This is a genomic window from Streptomyces sp. NBC_00335 (assembly GCF_036127095.1).
GTDB lineage: Bacteria > Actinomycetota > Actinomycetes > Streptomycetales > Streptomycetaceae > Streptomyces.
Genome location: NZ_CP108006.1, coordinates 4435978 through 4453002, shown reverse-complemented (window position 1 = coordinate 4453002; position 17025 = coordinate 4435978). Strand labels below are relative to the sequence as shown.

The window sequence follows — 17025 nt, the reverse complement described above, 5'->3', positions numbered from 1 at the left end:
TTTGGCACGAGGGTAGGGGAAGGGCGCAAGGGTGTAGAAAGTGCGGTCCGTCACCCTTGGACCAATGGCCCGTATCGGGACGTAGGTCCCGGAACAAAGACCCAAAAGAGGGCATCACGGCCTTGAGCTGGACGTTCTCGTCCGTGCTCGGCCGATCGGCGGATGGACAACCGCCTCCGGAGTCGCTACTCGGGTCGCGCAGGTCACTCCGACCGGATTCGGAACCGAACCTCTCAGTTGGCGAAGAGTCTCTCCCGGACCGCCCGCCACCGCTCCGCCAGGGCCCCGTACGTCCCCGCCGCCCCGTCCCGGTCCCCGGCCCGCAGGGCCGCGAGCCCCGCCGCCAGGTCCGCGGCCGAGTGGTCGGCCTCCAGCCGGTCGGCCGGCAGGGCATGCAGCAGCCCGCCGTAGTCGAGCTCCACCATCGAGCGGGGGTGGAACTCCTCCAGCCAGCTCCCGACCTCCACCAGCCCGTCGGCGAGCATCCCGTACCCCTCCGCCTCCCGCAGGGTCCGCAGCCCCCGCGCGAGCCGGCGCCGTGCCTGCACCATCGGCGTCCGGTAGCGCAGCGCCTCGCCCGACACGTACTCCCGTTCCTCGTCGGACACCAGCACGAACCAGCGCAGCGGCACCTGCCAGACCCCTGTACGGATCCACGGCCGCGCATCGGGGTTCCGCCCGCGCCAGGCCTCGTACTCCTCGGCCGCGCGGCGGCGGGCGGCCGCGGGCAGGGCGGCGTCGAGCACCGGGAGCGGGAACTCGGCCACCAGCTCCTGGAGCGCGAGCCAGCCGCGCAGCCTCGTCCGCCAGGGGCAGACCAGCAGGACCCCGTCGACCTCGGCGGTGAAGGCGTCCGCGCTCTCGTGCGCCGGGACCCCGACCACGGGCACCCGCACCAAGTCCACGAGCGACCGTCGCAGTTCGTCCTGGGCCGTCGGGGTGGCCCCGCGCCGGGCGTAGTCGGCCCAGTGGGTGCGCTCCGGCTCCGGGAAGGCCGTCAGCGGCTCGTAGACGCGCAGGTAGGAGGCGTAGGGGACGGCGGGGGCCGAGCGGGCGGACGGCAGCCGGGGATCGGGGGATTCGCTCACGCTCTCGTACTCCCCCGCCCCGCCCGGCGCTACTCCGACGGCGGCCCGCGGCCCCGCCCGCAGCCCGGTCGCAGCCCGGTCGCAGCCCGGTCGCACCCCGCCCGCCACCCCGGGCCGCCGACCCGGAACGTCCCGATCTCCGGACACGGGGGAACACGGGGCCCGGCAGGTCTTACGCTGCTCCCAGCACGCCCTCCCCCACCCGCAGGGTGGGCGTCTTTCCCGCCGCATCTCATCCATGGGAGTCACCACCGTGACCGAAATGACCGACGGCGTCCTGCACACCCTGTTCCGCAGTGAACAGGGCGGCCACGAGCAAGTCGTGCTGTGCCAGGACCGAGCCTCCGGCCTGAAGGCCGTCATCGCGATCCACTCCACCGCCCTGGGCCCCGCCCTCGGCGGTACGCGGTTCCACGCGTACGCCTCGGACGAGGAGGCCGTCCTCGACGCGCTGAACCTCTCGCGCGGCATGTCGTACAAGAACGCGCTCGCCGGGCTCGACCTCGGCGGCGGCAAGGCCGTCATCATCGGCGACCCGGACGCCCTGAAGTCCGAGGAACTGCTGCTGGCCTACGGCCGGTTCGTGGAGTCCCTCGGCGGCCGCTACGTGACCGCCTGCGACGTCGGCACCTACGTGGCCGACATGGACGTCGTGGCCCGCGAGACCCGCTGGGCGACCGGCCGCTCCCCCGAGAACGGCGGCGCCGGCGACTCCTCGGTCCTCACCGCCTTCGGCGTCTTCCAGGGCATGCGCGCCAGCGCCCAGCACGTGTGGGGCGACCCGACCCTGCGCGGCCGCAAGGTCGGCGTCGCGGGCGTCGGCAAGGTCGGCCACCACCTGGTCGAGCACCTGCTGGAGGACGGCGCCGAGGTCGTCATCACGGACGTCCGCACCGAGTCCGTGCAGCGCATCCTGGACAAGCACCCGGGCAAGGTGACCGCCGTCGCCGACACCGAGGCGCTGATCCGCGTGGAGGGCCTGGACATCTACGCCCCCTGCGCGCTCGGCGGGGCCCTGAACGACGACTCGGTGCCCGCCCTCACCGCCAAGATCGTCTGCGGTGCGGCGAACAACCAGCTCGCCCACCCCGGCATCGAGAAGGACCTCGCGGACCGCGGGATCCTCTACGCGCCGGACTACGTGGTCAACGCGGGCGGGGTCATCCAGGTCGCCGACGAGCTGCGCGGCTTCGACTTCGACCGCTGCAAGGCCAAGGCCACGAAGATCTTCGACACCACGCTGGAGATCTTCGCACGTGCGAAGTCGGACGGGATCCCGCCGGCCGCGGCAGCCGACCGCATCGCCGAGCAGCGCATGGCGGACGCCCGTAGCGCGGCGCGCGCGGTCTGACCCTCACGGGGGTCCTCACGGGGCCCTCACGGGGCCCTTACGGCGCCTCTGGGGCGGCCCGCCGGGGCGCAGCGAGACGGAACTCACTGCGCTTCGGCGGGTCGTCCGTCAGGAAACGGCTAAAATCGCAGCTGACCAGCGGGGACGGGGCGCCTTGTTGGTACTGCACCGGGGCGCGTCATGCGGGCGGCGTACCGTATGGCCGCGGAAGCAGGTACCGTTAAACCCCTACGGACGGTCTCTCCACGGAGAGCCCGCTCCGAACCATGAACGCGTGTCAGACTCTGGGGCCGTCGAGCCCCGTCACCGAGGGGGTCGAGCCATGGGGCGCGGCCGGGCAAAGGCCAAGCAGACGAAGGTCGCCCGCCAGCTGAAGTACAGCAGCGGCGGGACTGACTTGTCGCGTCTGGCCAATGAGCTGGGCGCATCGCACACGGAACCGCTGCCTGTCAGCGAGCCGGTCGTCGATGACGAGCTTGATGATGATGACGAGGACGACCCGTACGCCAAGTACGCGGAGCGCTACAACAGCGATGACGAGGACGAGGACGAAGAGTCCGGTCCGTCCGTCTACCGTCGCGGTGCTTGACGCGCCATTCGGCGTCGGACTCCTCGCGGTGCGCTGATCCTCTTCCTCAGCAGCGGCACACAGCTTCATATGTACGGAAACCCGGTCCAGGGCATCGCCCCGGGCCGGGTTTCCGTGCTGTTCGCGCAGGTGGGAGCCGGTGGTGGCCGGCTCCCCGAGACGGTCAGCCCGCGTAGTCACCGGTCATCGTCGCGCCCTCGGTGTGGTCGCCGCGGTCCAGGATCTCTCCCGCGACCCAGGCGTCGACGCCCCGGTCGGCCAAGGCGGTCAGGGCCACGTCCACCGACTCCTGCGGGACCACGGCCATCATGCCGACGCCCATGTTCAGGGTCTTCTCCAGCTCCAGGCGCTCCACCTGCCCGGCCTTGCCGACCAGGTCGAAGATCGCACCGGGGGTCCAGGTCGAGCGGTCGACCGTGGCGTGCAGGTGGTCCGGGATCACCCGGGCGAGGTTGGCCGCGAGGCCGCCGCCCGTGATGTGGGAGTACGCGTGCACGTCGGCCGTACGGGTGAGTGCCATGCAGTCCAGCGAGTAGATCTTCGTGGGCTCCAGCAGCTCCTCGCCGAGGGTCCGGCCGAGCTCCTCGACGTGGCCCTCCAGGGACATTCCGGCCCGGTCGAAGAGGACGTGGCGGACCAGCGAGTACCCGTTCGAGTGAAGACCGGAGGACGCCATCGCGATGACGGCGTCGCCCGTACGGATGCGCTCGGCGCCCAGCAGACGGTCGTACTCGACCACGCCGGTGCCCGCGCCCGCCACGTCGAAGTCGTCCGGGCCCAGCAGGCCGGGGTGTTCGGCGGTCTCGCCGCCGACCAGGGCGCAGCCGGCGAGGACGCAGCCCTCGGCGATGCCCTTGACGATGGCCGCGACGCGCTCGGGGTGGACCTTGCCGACGCAGATGTAGTCGGTCATGAAGAGCGGCTCGGCGCCGCAGACGACGATGTCGTCCATGACCATCGCGACGAGGTCGTGGCCGATGGTGTCGTACACGCCCATGCGGCGGGCGATGTCCACCTTGGTGCCGACGCCGTCGGTGGCGGAGGCGAGCAGGGGGCGCTCGTAGCGCTTGAGGGCGGAGGCGTCGAAGAGGCCGGCGAAACCGCCGAGGCCGCCGAGGACCTCGGGGCGCTGCGTCTTCTTCACCCACTCCTTCATCAGCTCGACGGCGCGGTCTCCCGCGTCGATGTCCACGCCCGCGGCTGCGTAGCTGGCACCGGTGGTCTTCTCTGTCATGACAGGGAGAGCTTTCGTGTCGTTGCTGCGAGTGGTGCGAGGCCCCGGAAAAGCCTGAAAGAGAAGGCCTCGCGCAGGTTGAGCAGGATGAGGGGGGAGAGGGGAGGGGGCCCGGTCCGCGGGCTCTGACGAGCCCGCGGACCGTGGCGCTGCCTCGGGCCCTACGGGCGCCGGAGGGCGTCGGCGGCGTCGGTGCCGCCGGCCAGCTCCGTCTCCAGGAGCTGCTTGCCCAGGAGCTGCGGGTCAGGCAGTTCCATGGGGTACACGCCGTCGAAGCAGGCACGGCAGAGGTTGGGCTTCTGGATGGTCGTCGCCTCGATCATCGAGTCGAGCGAGATGTACGAGAGCGAGTCCGCACCCAGCGACGTGGCGATCTCGTCGACCGACATGCCGTTGGCGATCAGCTCGGCCCGGGTGGCGAAGTCGATGCCGAAGAAGCACGGCCACTTCACCGGCGGCGAGGAGATCCGGATGTGGACCTCCGCCGCGCCGGCCTCGCGGAGCATCTTGACCAGGGCGCGCTGGGTGTTGCCGCGGACGATCGAGTCGTCCACGACCACCAGGCGCTTGCCCCGGATGACTTCCTTGAGGGGGTTGAGCTTGAGGCGGATGCCGAGCTGGCGGATCGTCTGCGAGGGCTGGATGAAGGTCCGGCCCACGTAGGCGTTCTTGACCAGGCCCACGCCGTACGGGATCCCGCTGGCCTCGGCGTAGCCGACGGCGGCGGGCGTGCCCGATTCCGGCGTCGATATCACCAGGTCGGCCTCGGCCGGGGCTTCCTTGGCCAGGCGCCGTCCCATCTCGACACGCGAGAGGTAGACGTTCCGGCCGGCGATGTCGGTGTCCGGGCGCGCCAGGTAGACGTACTCGAAGACACAGCCCTTGGGCTTTGCTTCCGCGAAACGAGAGGTCCGCAGACCGTTCTCGTCGATCGCGATCAGCTCGCCCGGCTCGACCTCGCGGACGAAGCTGGCGCCGCAGATGTCGAGGGCGGCGGTCTCGCTCGCCACCACCCAGCCGCGCTCCAGGCGGCCGAGGACCAGCGGGCGGATGCCCTGCGGGTCACGGGCGGTGTAGAGCGTTCCCTCGTCCATGAAGACGAGCGAGAAGGCGCCCTTCACCTTCGGGAGGACCTTGGTGGCCGACTCCTCGATGGTCAGGGGCTTGCCGTCGTCGTCCGTCTGGCCGGCCAGGAGGGCGGTGACCAGGTCGGTGTCGTTGGTGGCCGCCACCTGGGTGGCGCGGCCGTCCTGACGGGGGAGGTCGGCGACCATCTCGGCCAACTCGGCGGTGTTCACCAGGTTGCCGTTGTGACCCAGGGCAATGGAGCCGTGGGCGGTCGCACGGAAGGTCGGCTGAGCGTTCTCCCAGACGGAGGCACCAGTGGTCGAGTAGCGGGCGTGACCGACCGCGATATGACCCTGGAGCGAGCCGAGAGAGGTTTCGTCGAAGACTTGGGAAACGAGGCCCATGTCCTTGAAGACGAGGATCTGGGAACCGTTGCTCACAGCGATACCCGCGGACTCTTGTCCGCGGTGCTGTAGTGCATACAGTCCGAAGTAGGTGAGCTTGGCGACCTCTTCACCCGGAGCCCAGACACCGAAGACGCCGCAAGCGTCCTGGGGGCCCTTTTCGCCGGGGAGCAGGTCGTGGTTGAGTCGTCCATCACCACGAGGCACGCCCCCGAGTGTAGGCGAGATCGACCACTGGTCCGAATTGGGGATGCCCGGGAAATGTCACAGCACGCAGGGTGACGAAACCTGTTCGTCTCAATATCCGGATTGCCCTGGTTGACAGTCGCCTGTGGTTTCGTACAGGCTCCGGCACATGCAGCCTCTCGGTGACCGCACCGTCACCCTCGTCGCGCGCCGACACGTGGACCTCGTCCGTGTCGCCAGCGCCATCTGTCGCTGTTCTGCGTAGTCACACGCGCTTTTCCCTTTCCTTTTTCTCCTTTCCCCGCCGCTTTCCGTCCGCATCCGCTCCGCCGTGCCCTGCGCCGTCCCGCGCCGCCCGGAGCCGGCCCGCGCCGGACGGCCGGCGGGCCCTGCTCTGGAGTACCCGTGACCTCGTACGAACCCAACCTGTCCCGGCGCGCCTTCGGCGGCGCGGTCGGCGTGACCGCGGCCGCCGCGGCCGTGGGGCTGGGCGCCGCCGCCCCGGCCCAGGCCGCGCCCGCCGAAGCCCGGTTGGCGGGCCCGCAGGAGAGGGAGTTCCGGGCGCAGGAGCGGGGCCGCCGCTCCCGCCGCCCGAACATCCTGTTCATCCTCGGGGACGACCTCGGCTGGGCCGACCTGTCCTCGTACGGCTCCGCGCACATCAAGACCCCGCACCTGGACCGGCTCGCCCGCCAGGGCGTCCGCTTCACCGACGCCTACTCCGGCTCCGCCACCTGCTCCCCGACCCGCTTCAGCCTGTACACCGGCCGCTACCCGGGCCGCGCCAAGGGCGGGCTCGCCGAGCCCATCGCCGACAAGTCGGCGGGCCTGGAGCCGACCCACCCGACGCTGGCCTCGCTGCTGCGCGGCTCCGGGTACTCGACCGCGCTCATAGGCAAGTGGCACTGCGGCTTCCTGCCCGACTACAGCCCGACCAAGTCGGGCTGGGAGGAGTTCTTCGGCAACTTCGGCGGGGCGCTGGAGTACTACTCCAAGCTGGGCGGGGACGGCTCGTACGACCTCTACGAGGGCGACGCCGAGTACAAGGACCTGCGCTACTACACGCGGATCCTGACCGAACGGGCGAGTGAGTACGTCTCCCGCGACCACGGCGACAAGCCGTGGCTGCTGAACCTCAACTTCACCACCCCGCACTGGCCGTGGATCGCCGACGGGGACACCGAGGCGAGCGCCGAGGTCACGCGCCGGATCAAGGCCGGCGACAGGCGGGCCCTGTGGCACGAGGACGGCGGGTCCATCGAGAAGTACAAGGAGATGGTGGAGGACCTCGACCGCTCGATCGGCGAGGTGCTGCGGGCCCTCAATCGCTCCGGCCAGGAGGAGGACACCCTGGTCTTCTTCTCCAGCGACAACGGCGGCGAGCGCTTCTCCCACAACTGGCCGCTCGCGGGCAACAAGTCCTCCCTCCAGGAGGGCGGCATCCGCGTCCCGAACATCGTGCGCTGGCCCGCCCGGCTCGACGGCGGCCAGGTCAGCCACGTGCCGGTCTTCACCCCCGACTGGACGGCCACCCTGCTGGAGCTGGCGGGCGCCCGCGCGAACCCGGCGTACCCGCTGGACGGGGTCAGCCTGGCCGGGTACCTGCTGCGCGGCGAGAAGGTCGCCGAGCGCAACCTCTTCTGGCGCGTGCGCGGGGAGCGGGCGCTGCGCCGCGGCGACTGGAAGTACTACCGCGGCAAGGCGGGCCGCGACCAGCTCTTCAACCTGGCCGGGGACATCCGCGAGCAGGCCGACAAGGCGGCCCTGGAGCCGGCCCGCCTGGCCGAGCTGCGGGCGGCCTGGGAGAAGACGGACGCGGGGCTGCTGCCGTACCCGGGCTGATCACCCGTCCCCGGGCCGCCGGCGTGGTCCACAGCCTGTGGAAAGCTGCGGATCATGAGCGATGCGATACCCGAACCCAGTGAGTACGTACGTGGTTTGCCGATCGGCGAGCGGATCCCCTTCCCCGCCGACGGCATCCCGTTCTGGGAGATCTTCCCGTACGAGGGGGACCTGCGGATCAAGGTGCTGGAGGATCCCGTCCTGCCCGAGCCGCCCCGCGGCGGTGAGGCCGGGCCGGACACCTGCCGCTCCTGCGCCCGACCGGACTCCAGCTACCTCTGGACGGACGAGCACTGGCGGCTGCACGCGGAGCACGGCGCACTGCCGGCGGCGGTGATGCTGGTGCCGCGCGGCCACCACGACCTGCTGGACCTGCCGTCCGAGCGGGCGGCCGAGCTCGGCGCGATGCTCCAGCGGGTGGAGCGGGCGATCCGCACGCTGGACGGGATCGCCCGCGTCCATGTGAACAAGTGGGGGGACGGCGGCGCCCACCTGCACCTCTTCCTGATGGCCCGCCCCGAGGGGATGCTGCAGCTGCGGGGTTCCTGTCTGCCGCTGTGGGACGACGTGCTGCCGAAGCTCCCGGACGAGGTGTGGGCCGAGTCCGTGCGCCGGATCGCCGGGGCGATGGCGAAGGACGGCGGGACCGCGCACGTCTGAGAGCGGAGGTCACTCGACGGCCGAGGCCGCCTTCGCGGTGATGGCGGTGCCCGAACCGGTCGCGGTGAGGGTGAGGGCGTCGCCCTGGATCTTCCAGTCGAGCGGGCCGCCGCCGAACAGCTCCGTGAGGGCCCGCTCGACCTCTCCGGGTCCGCCCTCGCAGGCCATCCGGGTGGTGATGAGGGGGCCGACGGTGAGCCGGTTGCCCTCGACGGCGGCGCTCGCGCTGAACCGGTTGCAGCCGAGGTTGCCACTCACCGTCCCGTCCGCGCCCACGGTGAAGCGGGCCCGGCCCTCGGCGCCGGCCGGGACCGAGGAGGCCGTCTCCCCCTTGATCAGGGAATCCACGGTCCACTGCGTGGCGACGAGCGGGGCCGCGGGGGCCGGAGGCTTCGAGTTCAGGGCGATCGTGCTCCCGTCGGAGGTCTTCAGCGTGATCTTCTCCTGGCCCTGTTCCACGGTCAGCGAGCCCCGGAAGAGCTTGGCGAAGGCCGTCTCGAACGGCAGGTCGGCGCAGGCCATGTCCGTGTGGGCGCCGGGCGACACGGTCATGGTGGCCGCCGAGTCGAAGACCACCGCGGCCGTGAAGCCGTTGCAGCCGTAGTTTCCGCTGGCTTCGGCCTCGTAGCCCTTGCCGCGCTCCACGGACAGCCGGGCGGCAGCGGGAGCGCGCAGCACCGCGCCGTCGACGGTCAGGCTCTCGACCGACCAGGATCCGGAGAACCCGCGGGCGGGTTGCGTCCCCGGATCGGCGCCGCCGTCACCGCAGGCGGTGGCGGTGGCGGACAGCGCGAGTACGGCGACCAGGGCGGCGGGGAGGAGCGGCAGCGTACGCATGCCGGTGGGACGCGGCCGGCCGCGAACCGGTTCCCGGATCAGCTCATCAGGGGGAGCAGCGCCGAGAGGTCGGCGCGCTCGCCGCTGGCCCTGACCTGGGCCCCGTCCAGCGCTTCGGCCCAGCTCGTCCGGCCGGTGGCGAGCCGGATCCAGGTCAGCGGGTCGGTCTCCACCACGTTCGGCGGGGTGCCGCGGGTGTGCCGGGGCCCCTCGACGCACTGCACCACCGCGAACGGCGGCACGCGGAACTCCACCGCCCCGCCCGGAGCCTTGATCGCGAGGGCGTCGGCGAGCAGCCGGGTGCAGGCCGCCAGGGCCTGGCGGTCCAGGGGGATGTCCAGGCCGGTGGCGCGGCGCAGGTCCTCGGTGTGGACGACGAGCTCGACGGTGCGGGTGACCAGGAAGTCGGCCAGGGTCATGGCCCCGATCCACAGGTCGAGCACGCGCCCGCCGGGGTTCGCTTCGAGCGCCTCGGCGAGGCGGGCTCCGGCCCGGTCGTAGAGCTCGGCGAGCGGGGCGCCCTCCAGGGTCTCCTTGGCGGCCTCGGCGATCTTCCCGGCGAGCGAGGCCGTCGCGAAGGGCCACTCGGCGGCGGACAGTTCGGCGACGGCGGCGGGCGGCCGGGCGAGGCCGCCGGCCAGCGAGTCGGCGATCCACGCGATGTGCGCGGCCAGCTCCGCGACGGACCAGTCCCCGACCCCGCTCGGGCGCGCGAGCTGCTCCGGCTCCAACTCCCGTACGGCGTCGCGGACGTGGTGGAACTGCGCGAGGACGGCCGCGCGGGTCCTGGCGTGGTCGTAGGTGCGCGGCTTCTTCTTGGCGGGCGGCATGGGGCCGACCCTACGCCGCCCGGACCGGCCGGACGGCCCACCTCAGTCCTTCGGTGCCGGGGGCAGACTGGTCTCGCAGCCCGCCTTCGCCGCGGCGCGCACGGCCGCCTCGCGGGCCAGCCCCGACAGGAAGCCGCGCCCCCTTCTGCCCCGGCCGTCGCCCTCGCCGGCGGCGGTCGCCCGCAGGGCGGTCACTCCGCCGGACCTGGCCGGGTCGGCGCACTTCGCGATCGCCGTGACGCTGAAGGGCCCGTGATCGAACCTGCTTCCGCCCGGTTCGGCGTCCTTGGAGGTCACCACCGTGACGGAGGCGAACTCGTCCATCTGCTTCTGGCCCTCGAACGTCCCCTCGCGCAGCAGCACGCACGCCTGGTCCGCCGTGGCGCCCGCCTCCACCCTGGGCATGCCGAACCCCATCACCGCATCCGGATCGACCAGTCCCTGACAGTTCTCGATGATCTCCGCCCGGCTCCGCGCACGGTCCCCGGAGTTGTCGTAGAGGAACCAGCCGCCCACCCCCACGGCGGCCACGATCACCGGTATCCCGGCCCCGAGGAGCCACCGGCCCCAACTCTGCTCCATCTGCGCCCCGTTCCCCCCGCCGGCCCCGCCACCGCCGTCGGCGCGGGCTCCTTGCCGGAACGGACGAGCCCCCGCCCGGAACGGTTCCGGACGGGGGCTGCGCGGTTCGTGCAGAACGGCTGCTCAGGCGAGCAGTGCCGGGATCGTGCCCTCGTGGGCGGTACGGAGCTCCGCCAGCGGGAGGGTGAACTCGCCCTGGATCTCGATCTCCTCGCCGTCGACCACACCGATCCGGGTCGCCGGCAGGCCCCGCGCACCGCACATGTCGGTGAAGCGGAGCTCCTCGCTGCGCGGGACGGCCACGATGGCGCGGCCCGCGGACTCGGAGAACAGGAAGGTGAAGGCGTCCAGCGGCTCCGGCACCACGATCCGCGCACCGTTGCCGCCGCGCAGGCAGGACTCGGTGAGCGCCTGGATCACGCCGCCGTCGGACAGGTCGTGCGCGGCGTCGATCATGCCGTCGCGCGAGGCCGAGATGAGGATCTCCGCGAGGAGCTTCTCGCGGCCCAGGTCCACCTTGGGCGGCATGCCGCCGAGGTGCTGGTGGACCACCTCGGACCAGGCCGAACCACCGAACTCCTCGGCGGTGTCGCCGAGCAGGTACAGCAGCTGGCCGGCCTCCGCGAACGCCATCGGCGTACGGCGGTTGACGTCGTCGATCACACCGAGGACCGCCACGACCGGGGTCGGGTGGATCGCGATGTCGCCCGTCTGGTTGTAGAGGGAGACGTTGCCGCCGGTCACCGGGGTGCCCAGCTCCAGGCAGCCGTCCGCGAGACCGCGGCAGGCCTCGGCGAACTGCCACATGACGTCCGGGTCCTCGGGGGAGCCGAAGTTCAGGCAGTCGGAGATCGCGAGGGGCTTGGCGCCGGTCGCGGCCACGTTGCGGTAGGACTCGGCCAGCGCGAGCTGCGCGCCCGTGTAGGGGTCGAGCTTCGCGTAGCGGCCGTTGCCGTCGGTGGACATGGCGACGCCGAGGTTGGTCTCCTCGTCGATGCGGACCATGCCGGCGTCCTCGGGCTGCGAGAGCACCGTGTTGCCCTGGACGAAGCGGTCGTACTGGTCGGTGATCCAGGACTTCGAGGCCTGGTTCGGTGACGAGACCAGGGCTAGGACCTGCGCGCGCAGCTCCTCGCCGGTCTGCGGGCGGGGCAGCTTGCCGGCGTCGTCCGCCTGCAGCGCGTCCTGCCAGGAGGGGCGCGCGTACGGGCGGTTGTAGACGGGACCCTCGTGGGCGACGGTGCCCGGGGGCACGTCCACGATCTGCTCGCCGTGCCAGAAGATCTCCAGGCGCTCGCCGTCGGTCACCTCACCGATGACGGTGGCGATGACGTCCCACTTCTCGCAGATCTCCATGAAGCGGTCCACGTACTGCGGCTCGACGATCGCGCACATGCGCTCCTGCGACTCGCTCATGAGGATTTCCTCGGGCGAGAGCGTCGCGTCGCGCAGCGGAACGGTGTCGAGGTCCACGCGCATGCCGCCGGAACCGGCGGAGGCCAGCTCGCTCGTGGCGCAGGAGAGCCCGGCGCCGCCGAGGTCCTGGATGCCCGCGACCAGCTTCTCCTTGAAGATCTCCAGGGTGCACTCGATGAGGAGCTTCTCCTGGAAGGGGTCGCCGACCTGGACCGCCGGACGCTTGGTCGGCTTCGTGTCGTCGAAGGTCTCCGAGGCGAGGACGGAGACTCCGCCGATGCCGTCGCCGCCCGTGCGGGCGCCGTAGAGGATGACCTTGTTGCCCGGGCCGGAGGCCTTGGCGAGGTGGATGTCCTCGTGCTTCATGACGCCGATGCAGCCGGCGTTCACGAGGGGGTTGCCCTGGTAGCAGGCGTCGAAGACGACCTCGCCGCCGATGTTCGGCAGGCCGAGGCAGTTGCCGTAGCCGCCGATGCCCGCGACCACGCCCGGCAGGACGCGCTTGGTGTCGGGGTGGTCGGCCGCGCCGAAGCGCAGCGGGTCGACGACGGCGACCGGGCGGGCGCCCATGGCGAGGATGTCGCGGACGATGCCGCCGATGCCGGTGGCCGCGCCCTGGTAGGGCTCGATGTAGCTCGGGTGGTTGTGCGACTCGACCTTGAAGGTGACCGCGTAACCCTGGCCGACGTCGACGACTCCGGCGTTCTCGCCGATCCCGACGAGCATGGCGTCGTTCTGCGGGACCTTCTCGCCGAACTGCTTCAGGTGGACCTTGCTGCTCTTGTACGAGCAGTGCTCGGACCACATGACGGAGTACATGGCGAGCTCGGCGCCGGTGGGACGGCGCTCCAGGATCTCGCGGATCCGGGCGTACTCGTCCTCCTTGAGGCCGAGTTCCTTCCAGGGCTGGGAGGCGTCCGGGGTCTCGGTGGCGTTCTTGACGGTGTCGAGGCTCATGCGCTGACCAGCTTCTTCAGGACCGAGGTGAAGAACGGGAGGCCGTCGGTGCGGCCCGTCCCGATCAGCGGCTCGACCGCGTGCTCGGGGTGCGGCATGAGGCCGACGACGTTGCCCGCGGCATTGGTGATGCCGGCGATGTCGCGCAGCGAGCCGTTCGGGTTGACGTCGAGGTACCGGAAGGCCACTCGGCCTTCGGCCTCCAGTTCGTCCAGCACCCGCTCGTCGGCCACGTAGCGGCCGTCCATGTTCTTGAGCGGTACGGAGATCTCCTCGCCGGCGGTGTAGTCACCGGTCCAGGCGGTCTCCGCGTTCTCCACCCGCAGCTTCTGGTCGCGGCAGATGAAGTGCAGGTGGTTGTTGCGGAGCATCGCCCCCGGCAGCAGGTGGGCCTCGGTGAGGATCTGGAAGCCGTTGCAGATGCCGAGGACGGGCATGCCGCCCTTGGCCTGCTCGATGATGCTCTCCATCACCGGCGAGAAGCGGGAGATGGCTCCGGCGCGCAGGTAGTCCCCGTAGGAGAAGCCGCCCGCGAGGACGACCGCGTCGACCTGGTGGAGGTCCTTGTCGCGGTGCCAGAGCGATACGGGCTCGGCTCCCGCGAGGCGCACGGCGCGCAGCGAGTCACGGTCGTCGAGCGTTCCGGGGAACGTGACGACTCCGATGCGAGTGGTCACCGTCAGGCCTCGACCTTCACGGTGAAGTCTTCGATGACGGTGTTGGCGAGGAAGGTTTCGGCCATCTTGTGGATGCGGTCGAGGGCGGCCTGGTCGACCGGTCCCTCCACCTCCAGTTCGAAGCGCTTCCCCTGGCGGACGTCGGCGATCCCTTCGAAGCCCAGGCGCGGCAGTGCACGCTGCACCGCCTGGCCCTGGGGGTCGAGGATCTCCGGCTTGAGCATGACGTCGACTACGACGCGTGCCACTGGCACTCCCGATGAGGTGGTTGGTGCGAAGGCGGTTCCCTCAGCGTACCTGGAGGAAATTTCTACGCGGGTAGATTTCTCGCTTGTACGATCCTCCACGCCGTTTCGGCTTCACCAACGCTTCGCAAAATCCGCCGGAAAACCACGCGCCCGGCATTGCGGCGGGACACGCGGAGATAATTAACTGGGCTTCGCAATGCAATGAGAATCGGGGTACAAAGGATTCCTCCGTTGCACCGGCATTTTTCGGTGCACGGCGACGCCAGAAAGATGCATTCCTCCGAAACATCCACACAGGCGACATCACCGCTCCGTCCGCGCACGTCAGCGGGGAGCGGCGTCGCACGAAGGGACCGATATCCGTGGCGCAGCGCGTAGTAGTCACGATCTCCGACGACATCGATGGTGGAGATGCATCGGAAACGGTCGTCTTCGGGCTGGACGGTAAGTCGTACGAGATCGACCTCAATGTGGCCAACGCAAAGAAACTGCGGAAGAGCCTCGCCCCGTTCGTGGCCGCCGGCCGCCGCCAGGCCCGCTCCGGGAAGACCTTCAAGCACACCTCCATCGCCCCCGACCCGGCGGTCGTGCGGGCCTGGGCCCGCTCCAACCAGCTCGACGTCCCGCCGCGCGGACGCATCCCCAAGAAGGTCTACGAGGAGTACAACGCCGCTCACTGAGAGCCGATTTGCCATCCACCCCCACGGATCCGCTAGTGTGTGGATCACGCCAAGGGGCGAGGCCACAGGTCAGACCCCGAAGTCGTGCGGGTGTAGTTCAGTAGCAGAACATCCCCCTTCCAGGGGGAAGGCGCAGTGTGCGATCCCTGTCACCCGCTCTGCTCGCTTTACCGACCACGGTTGTGGATCAGGTAGAGTGATGCACGCATCGCACGGCAGTTTTGTCGTGGGAAGCATGCGGACGTAGCTCAGTTGGTAGAGCACCACCTTGCCAAGGTGGATGTCGCGCGTTCGAGTCGCGTCGTCCGCTCAGCGTATGAAGGCCCCGGTCATTGACCGGGGCCTTTGTCGTATTTCCTGCCGCATATCCGAGATCCATGACAGGTGTCATCCCCGTCCCGGCCGCAAGGCCGCGAGACTGGGGCCATGAAACTCAGCGGCTGGTGGAAGAACCGCAGCAGCGCGGGGAAGGTCGAGCTGTACACGCGCTGGTCGTTCCACTTCTTCGTGGTCGTCGAGATCGTGTCGATCGGACTGGCCGCACTGGGCTCGATGGCCGGGAAGGCCTCGCCGGTGGTCGGGCTCGCGCTCTTCCTGACGGTGTGCGCGCAGTCGGTGCTCGTCGGCTTCCTCTCCTCCCGGTCGATCGACTGGATCCTCGGCCGGCGCGAGCGTCCGGTGCGGCTCGCGGCCCTCACCGCCGCCCTGACCGTCGCCGCCTCCCTGGGCGTCCTCGCCGTGCGGGCGGCCGGCCTCGTCGACGCTTCGTCGGCGGCCCAGACCGTCGTCGTCGGCATGACCTCCTTCGCCAGCGGCACGTTCGTCCTGTGTCTGCGCAAGGTCCGGGAGATGCGCTACGTGGCTCCGGCCACGGCCGCCTTCGTCGGCCTGGCGTCCTTCGCCTTCGGCATCTCGGCGAGCGAGTCCGCCGGTCTGGCCGTCGGGGTGCTGCTGACCGGTGGTTTCCTCAGCTTCGCCTGCGGATTCTCCGGCTGGCTGCTCGACACCGTGTACGAGCTGGACCGGGCCCGCGAGGTCCAGGCGCAGCTCGCGGTGGCCGAGGAGCGGCTGCGGTTCGGCCGGGACCTGCACGACGTCATGGGCCGCAATCTGGCGGTGATCGCCCTCAAGAGCGAGCTGGCCGTGCAGCTCGCACGGCGCGAACGCCCGGAGGCCGTCGACCAGATGATCGAGGTGCAGCGGATCGCCCGGGAGTCCCAGAAGGAGGTCCGCGACGTGGTCCGCGGCTACCGCGAGGCGAACCTCGCGGTGGAGCTGGAAGGTGCGCGCGGAGTCCTGCACGCGGCCGGAATGGACTGCCTGGTCGAGTACGAGCAGGGCCGCGAGCTGCCCGCCGAGGCCCAGTCGGCGCTCGGCTGGGTGGTGCGCGAGGCGACGACGAACGTCCTGCGGCACGGCGACGCCCGCAGCTGCGTGATCCGGCTGACGGCCGCCCCCTCGGGCGCGCTCACGCTGGTGGTGGAGAACGACGGGGCCCCCAAGGCCCCGGCCGGGCCGCCGGGCTCGGGGCTCGCGGGCCTGCGGGAACGGCTCGCGGCGCTGGACGGCACGCTGGAGGCCGGCCCGGTGGGCGGCGGCCGGTTCCGGCTGCGGGCGCAGATTCCCGGCCCGGCGGCCGGGCCGATCCGAGAACTGGAGGCGCGGGCATGAGCCCCGTACGCGTACTGCTGGCCGACGACGAGCACCTGATCCGGGGCGCGCTCGCCGCGCTGCTGGGGCTGGAGGACGATCTGCTGGTCGTCGCCGAGGCCGCCTCGGGGCCGGAGGCGCTCGCGATGGCGCGGGCCCACCGGCCGGACGTGGCGGTGCTGGACCTGCAGATGCCGGGGGCCGACGGTGTGAGCGTGGCCACATCCCTGCGGGCCGAACTCCCCGACTGCAAGACCATGATCGTGACCAGCCACGGCCGGCCCGGGCACCTGAAGCGGGCGCTGGCCGCGGGCGTACGGGCCTTCGCGCCGAAGACCGTCTCGGCGCAGCGGCTGGCCGAGCTGATCCGTACCGTGCACGCCGGAGGCCGTTACGTGGATCCGGAGTTGGCGGCCGACGCCATCAGCGCGGGCGACTCCCCGCTGACCGCCCGCGAGGCCGAGGTGCTGGAACTGGCGGGGGACGGGGCGCCGATCGCGGAGATCGCGGAGCGGGCCTCACTGTCCCCGGGGACGGTGCGGAACTACCTGTCCTCGGCGGCGACGAAGCTGGGCGCCGAGAACCGGCACACGGCGGTGCGTCTCGCACGGGCCCGGGGTTGGGTATAGTAGTTCTCGCGCTACGGCGCACCTGCGGACATAGCTCAGTTGGTAGAGCACCACCTTGCCAAGGTGGATGTCGCGCGTTCGAGTCGCGTTGTCCGCT

At 71.0% G+C, this 17025-nt stretch carries 17 protein-coding genes and 3 tRNA genes; 11 read left to right on the top strand and 9 right to left on the bottom strand.

The features are described 5' to 3' along the window. Positions 1-233 precede the first annotated feature (233 nt). Positions 234-1064 carry a hypothetical protein gene (locus OHA37_RS20020; RefSeq protein WP_266912926.1) on the bottom strand — a complete coding sequence of 277 codons (831 nt, stop codon included), beginning with the start codon at positions 1062-1064 and terminating at the stop codon, positions 234-236. A gap of 277 nt (positions 1065-1341) precedes the next feature. Between OHA37_RS20020 and OHA37_RS20015 the strand changes: the two genes are divergently transcribed. Then, positions 1342-2439 (top strand): Leu/Phe/Val dehydrogenase, encoded by a 1098-nt coding sequence (locus tag OHA37_RS20015; RefSeq protein ID WP_323182346.1) that lies wholly within the window; start codon positions 1342-1344, stop codon positions 2437-2439. Positions 2440-2761: 322 nt separating this feature from the next. Continuing rightward, on the top strand, positions 2762-3028 hold the full coding sequence (locus tag OHA37_RS20010; protein ID WP_243341155.1) for a DUF3073 domain-containing protein: 267 nt from the start codon (positions 2762-2764) through the stop codon (positions 3026-3028). 163 nt (positions 3029-3191) lie between these two features. Here the strand turns inward: OHA37_RS20010 and purM are convergent, their stop codons facing one another. Both purM and purF read right to left on the bottom strand, forming a co-directional pair. Beyond that, positions 3192-4262 (bottom strand): phosphoribosylformylglycinamidine cyclo-ligase, encoded by a 1071-nt coding sequence (purM, locus tag OHA37_RS20005; protein ID WP_266907134.1) that lies wholly within the window; start codon positions 4260-4262, stop codon positions 3192-3194. A 161-nt stretch (positions 4263-4423) separates the two neighbouring features. Beyond that, positions 4424-5941, bottom strand: coding sequence for an amidophosphoribosyltransferase (purF, locus tag OHA37_RS20000; RefSeq protein WP_266907132.1), 1518 nt, complete (start codon positions 5939-5941; stop codon positions 4424-4426). 148 nt (positions 5942-6089) lie between these two features. Here purF and OHA37_RS40790 point away from each other — a divergent pair, with 148 nt between their 5' ends. The 3 genes from OHA37_RS40790 to OHA37_RS19990 all read left to right on the top strand — a co-directional run bounded on the left by OHA37_RS40790 (position 6090) and on the right by OHA37_RS19990 (position 8422). Next, on the top strand, positions 6090-6185 hold the full coding sequence (locus tag OHA37_RS40790; protein ID WP_323187867.1) for a putative leader peptide: 96 nt from the start codon (positions 6090-6092) through the stop codon (positions 6183-6185). Positions 6186-6325: 140 nt separating this feature from the next. Next, a complete protein-coding gene (locus tag OHA37_RS19995) occupies positions 6326-7762 on the top strand; it encodes a sulfatase family protein (protein ID WP_266907130.1) in 1437 nt (478 codons plus the stop codon). A 54-nt stretch (positions 7763-7816) separates the two neighbouring features. Then, positions 7817-8422: an HIT family protein gene (locus tag OHA37_RS19990; protein ID WP_266907128.1), complete on the top strand. Its 606-nt coding sequence runs from the start codon at positions 7817-7819 to the stop codon at positions 8420-8422. A 9-nt stretch (positions 8423-8431) separates the two neighbouring features. Here OHA37_RS19990 and OHA37_RS19985 read toward each other — a convergent pair whose 3' ends face one another. The 6 genes from OHA37_RS19985 to purS all read right to left on the bottom strand — a co-directional run bounded on the left by OHA37_RS19985 (position 8432) and on the right by purS (position 13975). Next, on the bottom strand, positions 8432-9259 hold the full coding sequence (locus tag OHA37_RS19985) for an META domain-containing protein (RefSeq protein ID WP_266907126.1): 828 nt from the start codon (positions 9257-9259) through the stop codon (positions 8432-8434). 38 nt (positions 9260-9297) lie between these two features. Continuing rightward, positions 9298-10089 (bottom strand): maleylpyruvate isomerase family mycothiol-dependent enzyme, encoded by a 792-nt coding sequence (locus tag OHA37_RS19980; RefSeq protein WP_266907124.1) that lies wholly within the window; start codon positions 10087-10089, stop codon positions 9298-9300. 42 nt (positions 10090-10131) lie between these two features. Further along, the gene (locus OHA37_RS19975) at positions 10132-10671 is read right to left on the bottom strand and encodes a hypothetical protein (protein ID WP_266907122.1); all 540 of its coding nucleotides are present in this window, start codon (positions 10669-10671) and stop codon (positions 10132-10134) included. Between the two features lie 123 nt (positions 10672-10794). Continuing rightward, a complete protein-coding gene (gene purL / locus OHA37_RS19970; protein WP_266907120.1) occupies positions 10795-13044 on the bottom strand; it encodes a phosphoribosylformylglycinamidine synthase subunit PurL in 2250 nt (749 codons plus the stop codon). Then, entirely contained in the window at positions 13041-13721 is a 681-nt protein-coding gene (gene purQ / locus OHA37_RS19965) for a phosphoribosylformylglycinamidine synthase subunit PurQ (RefSeq protein WP_266907118.1), read from the bottom strand. The genes purL and purQ overlap by 4 nt, the downstream gene beginning before the upstream one ends. A gap of 2 nt (positions 13722-13723) precedes the next feature. Continuing rightward, complete coding sequence (gene purS / locus OHA37_RS19960) at positions 13724-13975, bottom strand: phosphoribosylformylglycinamidine synthase subunit PurS (protein ID WP_008740952.1); 252 nt, start codon at positions 13973-13975, stop codon at positions 13724-13726. Positions 13976-14331: 356 nt separating this feature from the next. On the opposite strand from purS, the gene OHA37_RS19955 reads away from it, so the two are divergent. From OHA37_RS19955 to OHA37_RS19930, 6 genes are all read left to right on the top strand, one after another. Continuing rightward, positions 14332-14649, top strand: a complete 318-nt coding sequence (locus tag OHA37_RS19955) for a histone-like nucleoid-structuring protein Lsr2 (RefSeq protein ID WP_266879001.1) — start codon at positions 14332-14334, stop codon at positions 14647-14649. Positions 14650-14735: 86 nt separating this feature from the next. Further along, positions 14736-14807, top strand: a tRNA-Gly gene (locus OHA37_RS19950). A gap of 79 nt (positions 14808-14886) precedes the next feature. After that, a tRNA-Gly gene (locus tag OHA37_RS19945) sits at positions 14887-14959 on the top strand. A 116-nt stretch (positions 14960-15075) separates the two neighbouring features. After that, positions 15076-16320, top strand: a complete 1245-nt coding sequence (locus tag OHA37_RS19940) for a sensor histidine kinase (protein WP_266907116.1) — start codon at positions 15076-15078, stop codon at positions 16318-16320. Further along, entirely contained in the window at positions 16317-16928 is a 612-nt protein-coding gene (locus OHA37_RS19935; RefSeq protein WP_266907114.1) for a response regulator transcription factor, read from the top strand. The genes OHA37_RS19940 and OHA37_RS19935 overlap by 4 nt, the downstream gene beginning before the upstream one ends. Positions 16929-16952: 24 nt before the next feature. Continuing rightward, positions 16953-17025, top strand: a tRNA-Gly gene (locus OHA37_RS19930).

Bases quoted from the DNA above. Each gene is read 5' to 3' on its own strand.
- OHA37_RS20010 (WP_243341155.1), top strand. From the start codon at position 2,762: ATGGGGCGCGGCCGGGCAAAGGCCAAGCAGACGAAGGTCGCCCGCCAG.
- purM (WP_266907134.1), bottom strand. From the start codon at position 4,262: ATGACAGAGAAGACCACCGGTGCCAGCTACGCAGCCGCGGGCGTGGAC.
- OHA37_RS40790 (WP_323187867.1), top strand. From the start codon at position 6,090: ATGCAGCCTCTCGGTGACCGCACCGTCACCCTCGTCGCGCGCCGACAC.
- OHA37_RS19990 (WP_266907128.1), top strand. From the start codon at position 7,817: ATGAGCGATGCGATACCCGAACCCAGTGAGTACGTACGTGGTTTGCCG.
- OHA37_RS19985 (WP_266907126.1), bottom strand. From the start codon at position 9,259: ATGCGTACGCTGCCGCTCCTCCCCGCCGCCCTGGTCGCCGTACTCGCG.
- OHA37_RS19980 (WP_266907124.1), bottom strand. From the start codon at position 10,089: ATGCCGCCCGCCAAGAAGAAGCCGCGCACCTACGACCACGCCAGGACC.
- OHA37_RS19975 (WP_266907122.1), bottom strand. From the start codon at position 10,671: ATGGAGCAGAGTTGGGGCCGGTGGCTCCTCGGGGCCGGGATACCGGTG.
- purL (WP_266907120.1), bottom strand. From the start codon at position 13,044: ATGAGCCTCGACACCGTCAAGAACGCCACCGAGACCCCGGACGCCTCC.
- OHA37_RS19940 (WP_266907116.1), top strand. From the start codon at position 15,076: ATGAAACTCAGCGGCTGGTGGAAGAACCGCAGCAGCGCGGGGAAGGTC.
- OHA37_RS19935 (WP_266907114.1), top strand. From the start codon at position 16,317: ATGAGCCCCGTACGCGTACTGCTGGCCGACGACGAGCACCTGATCCGG.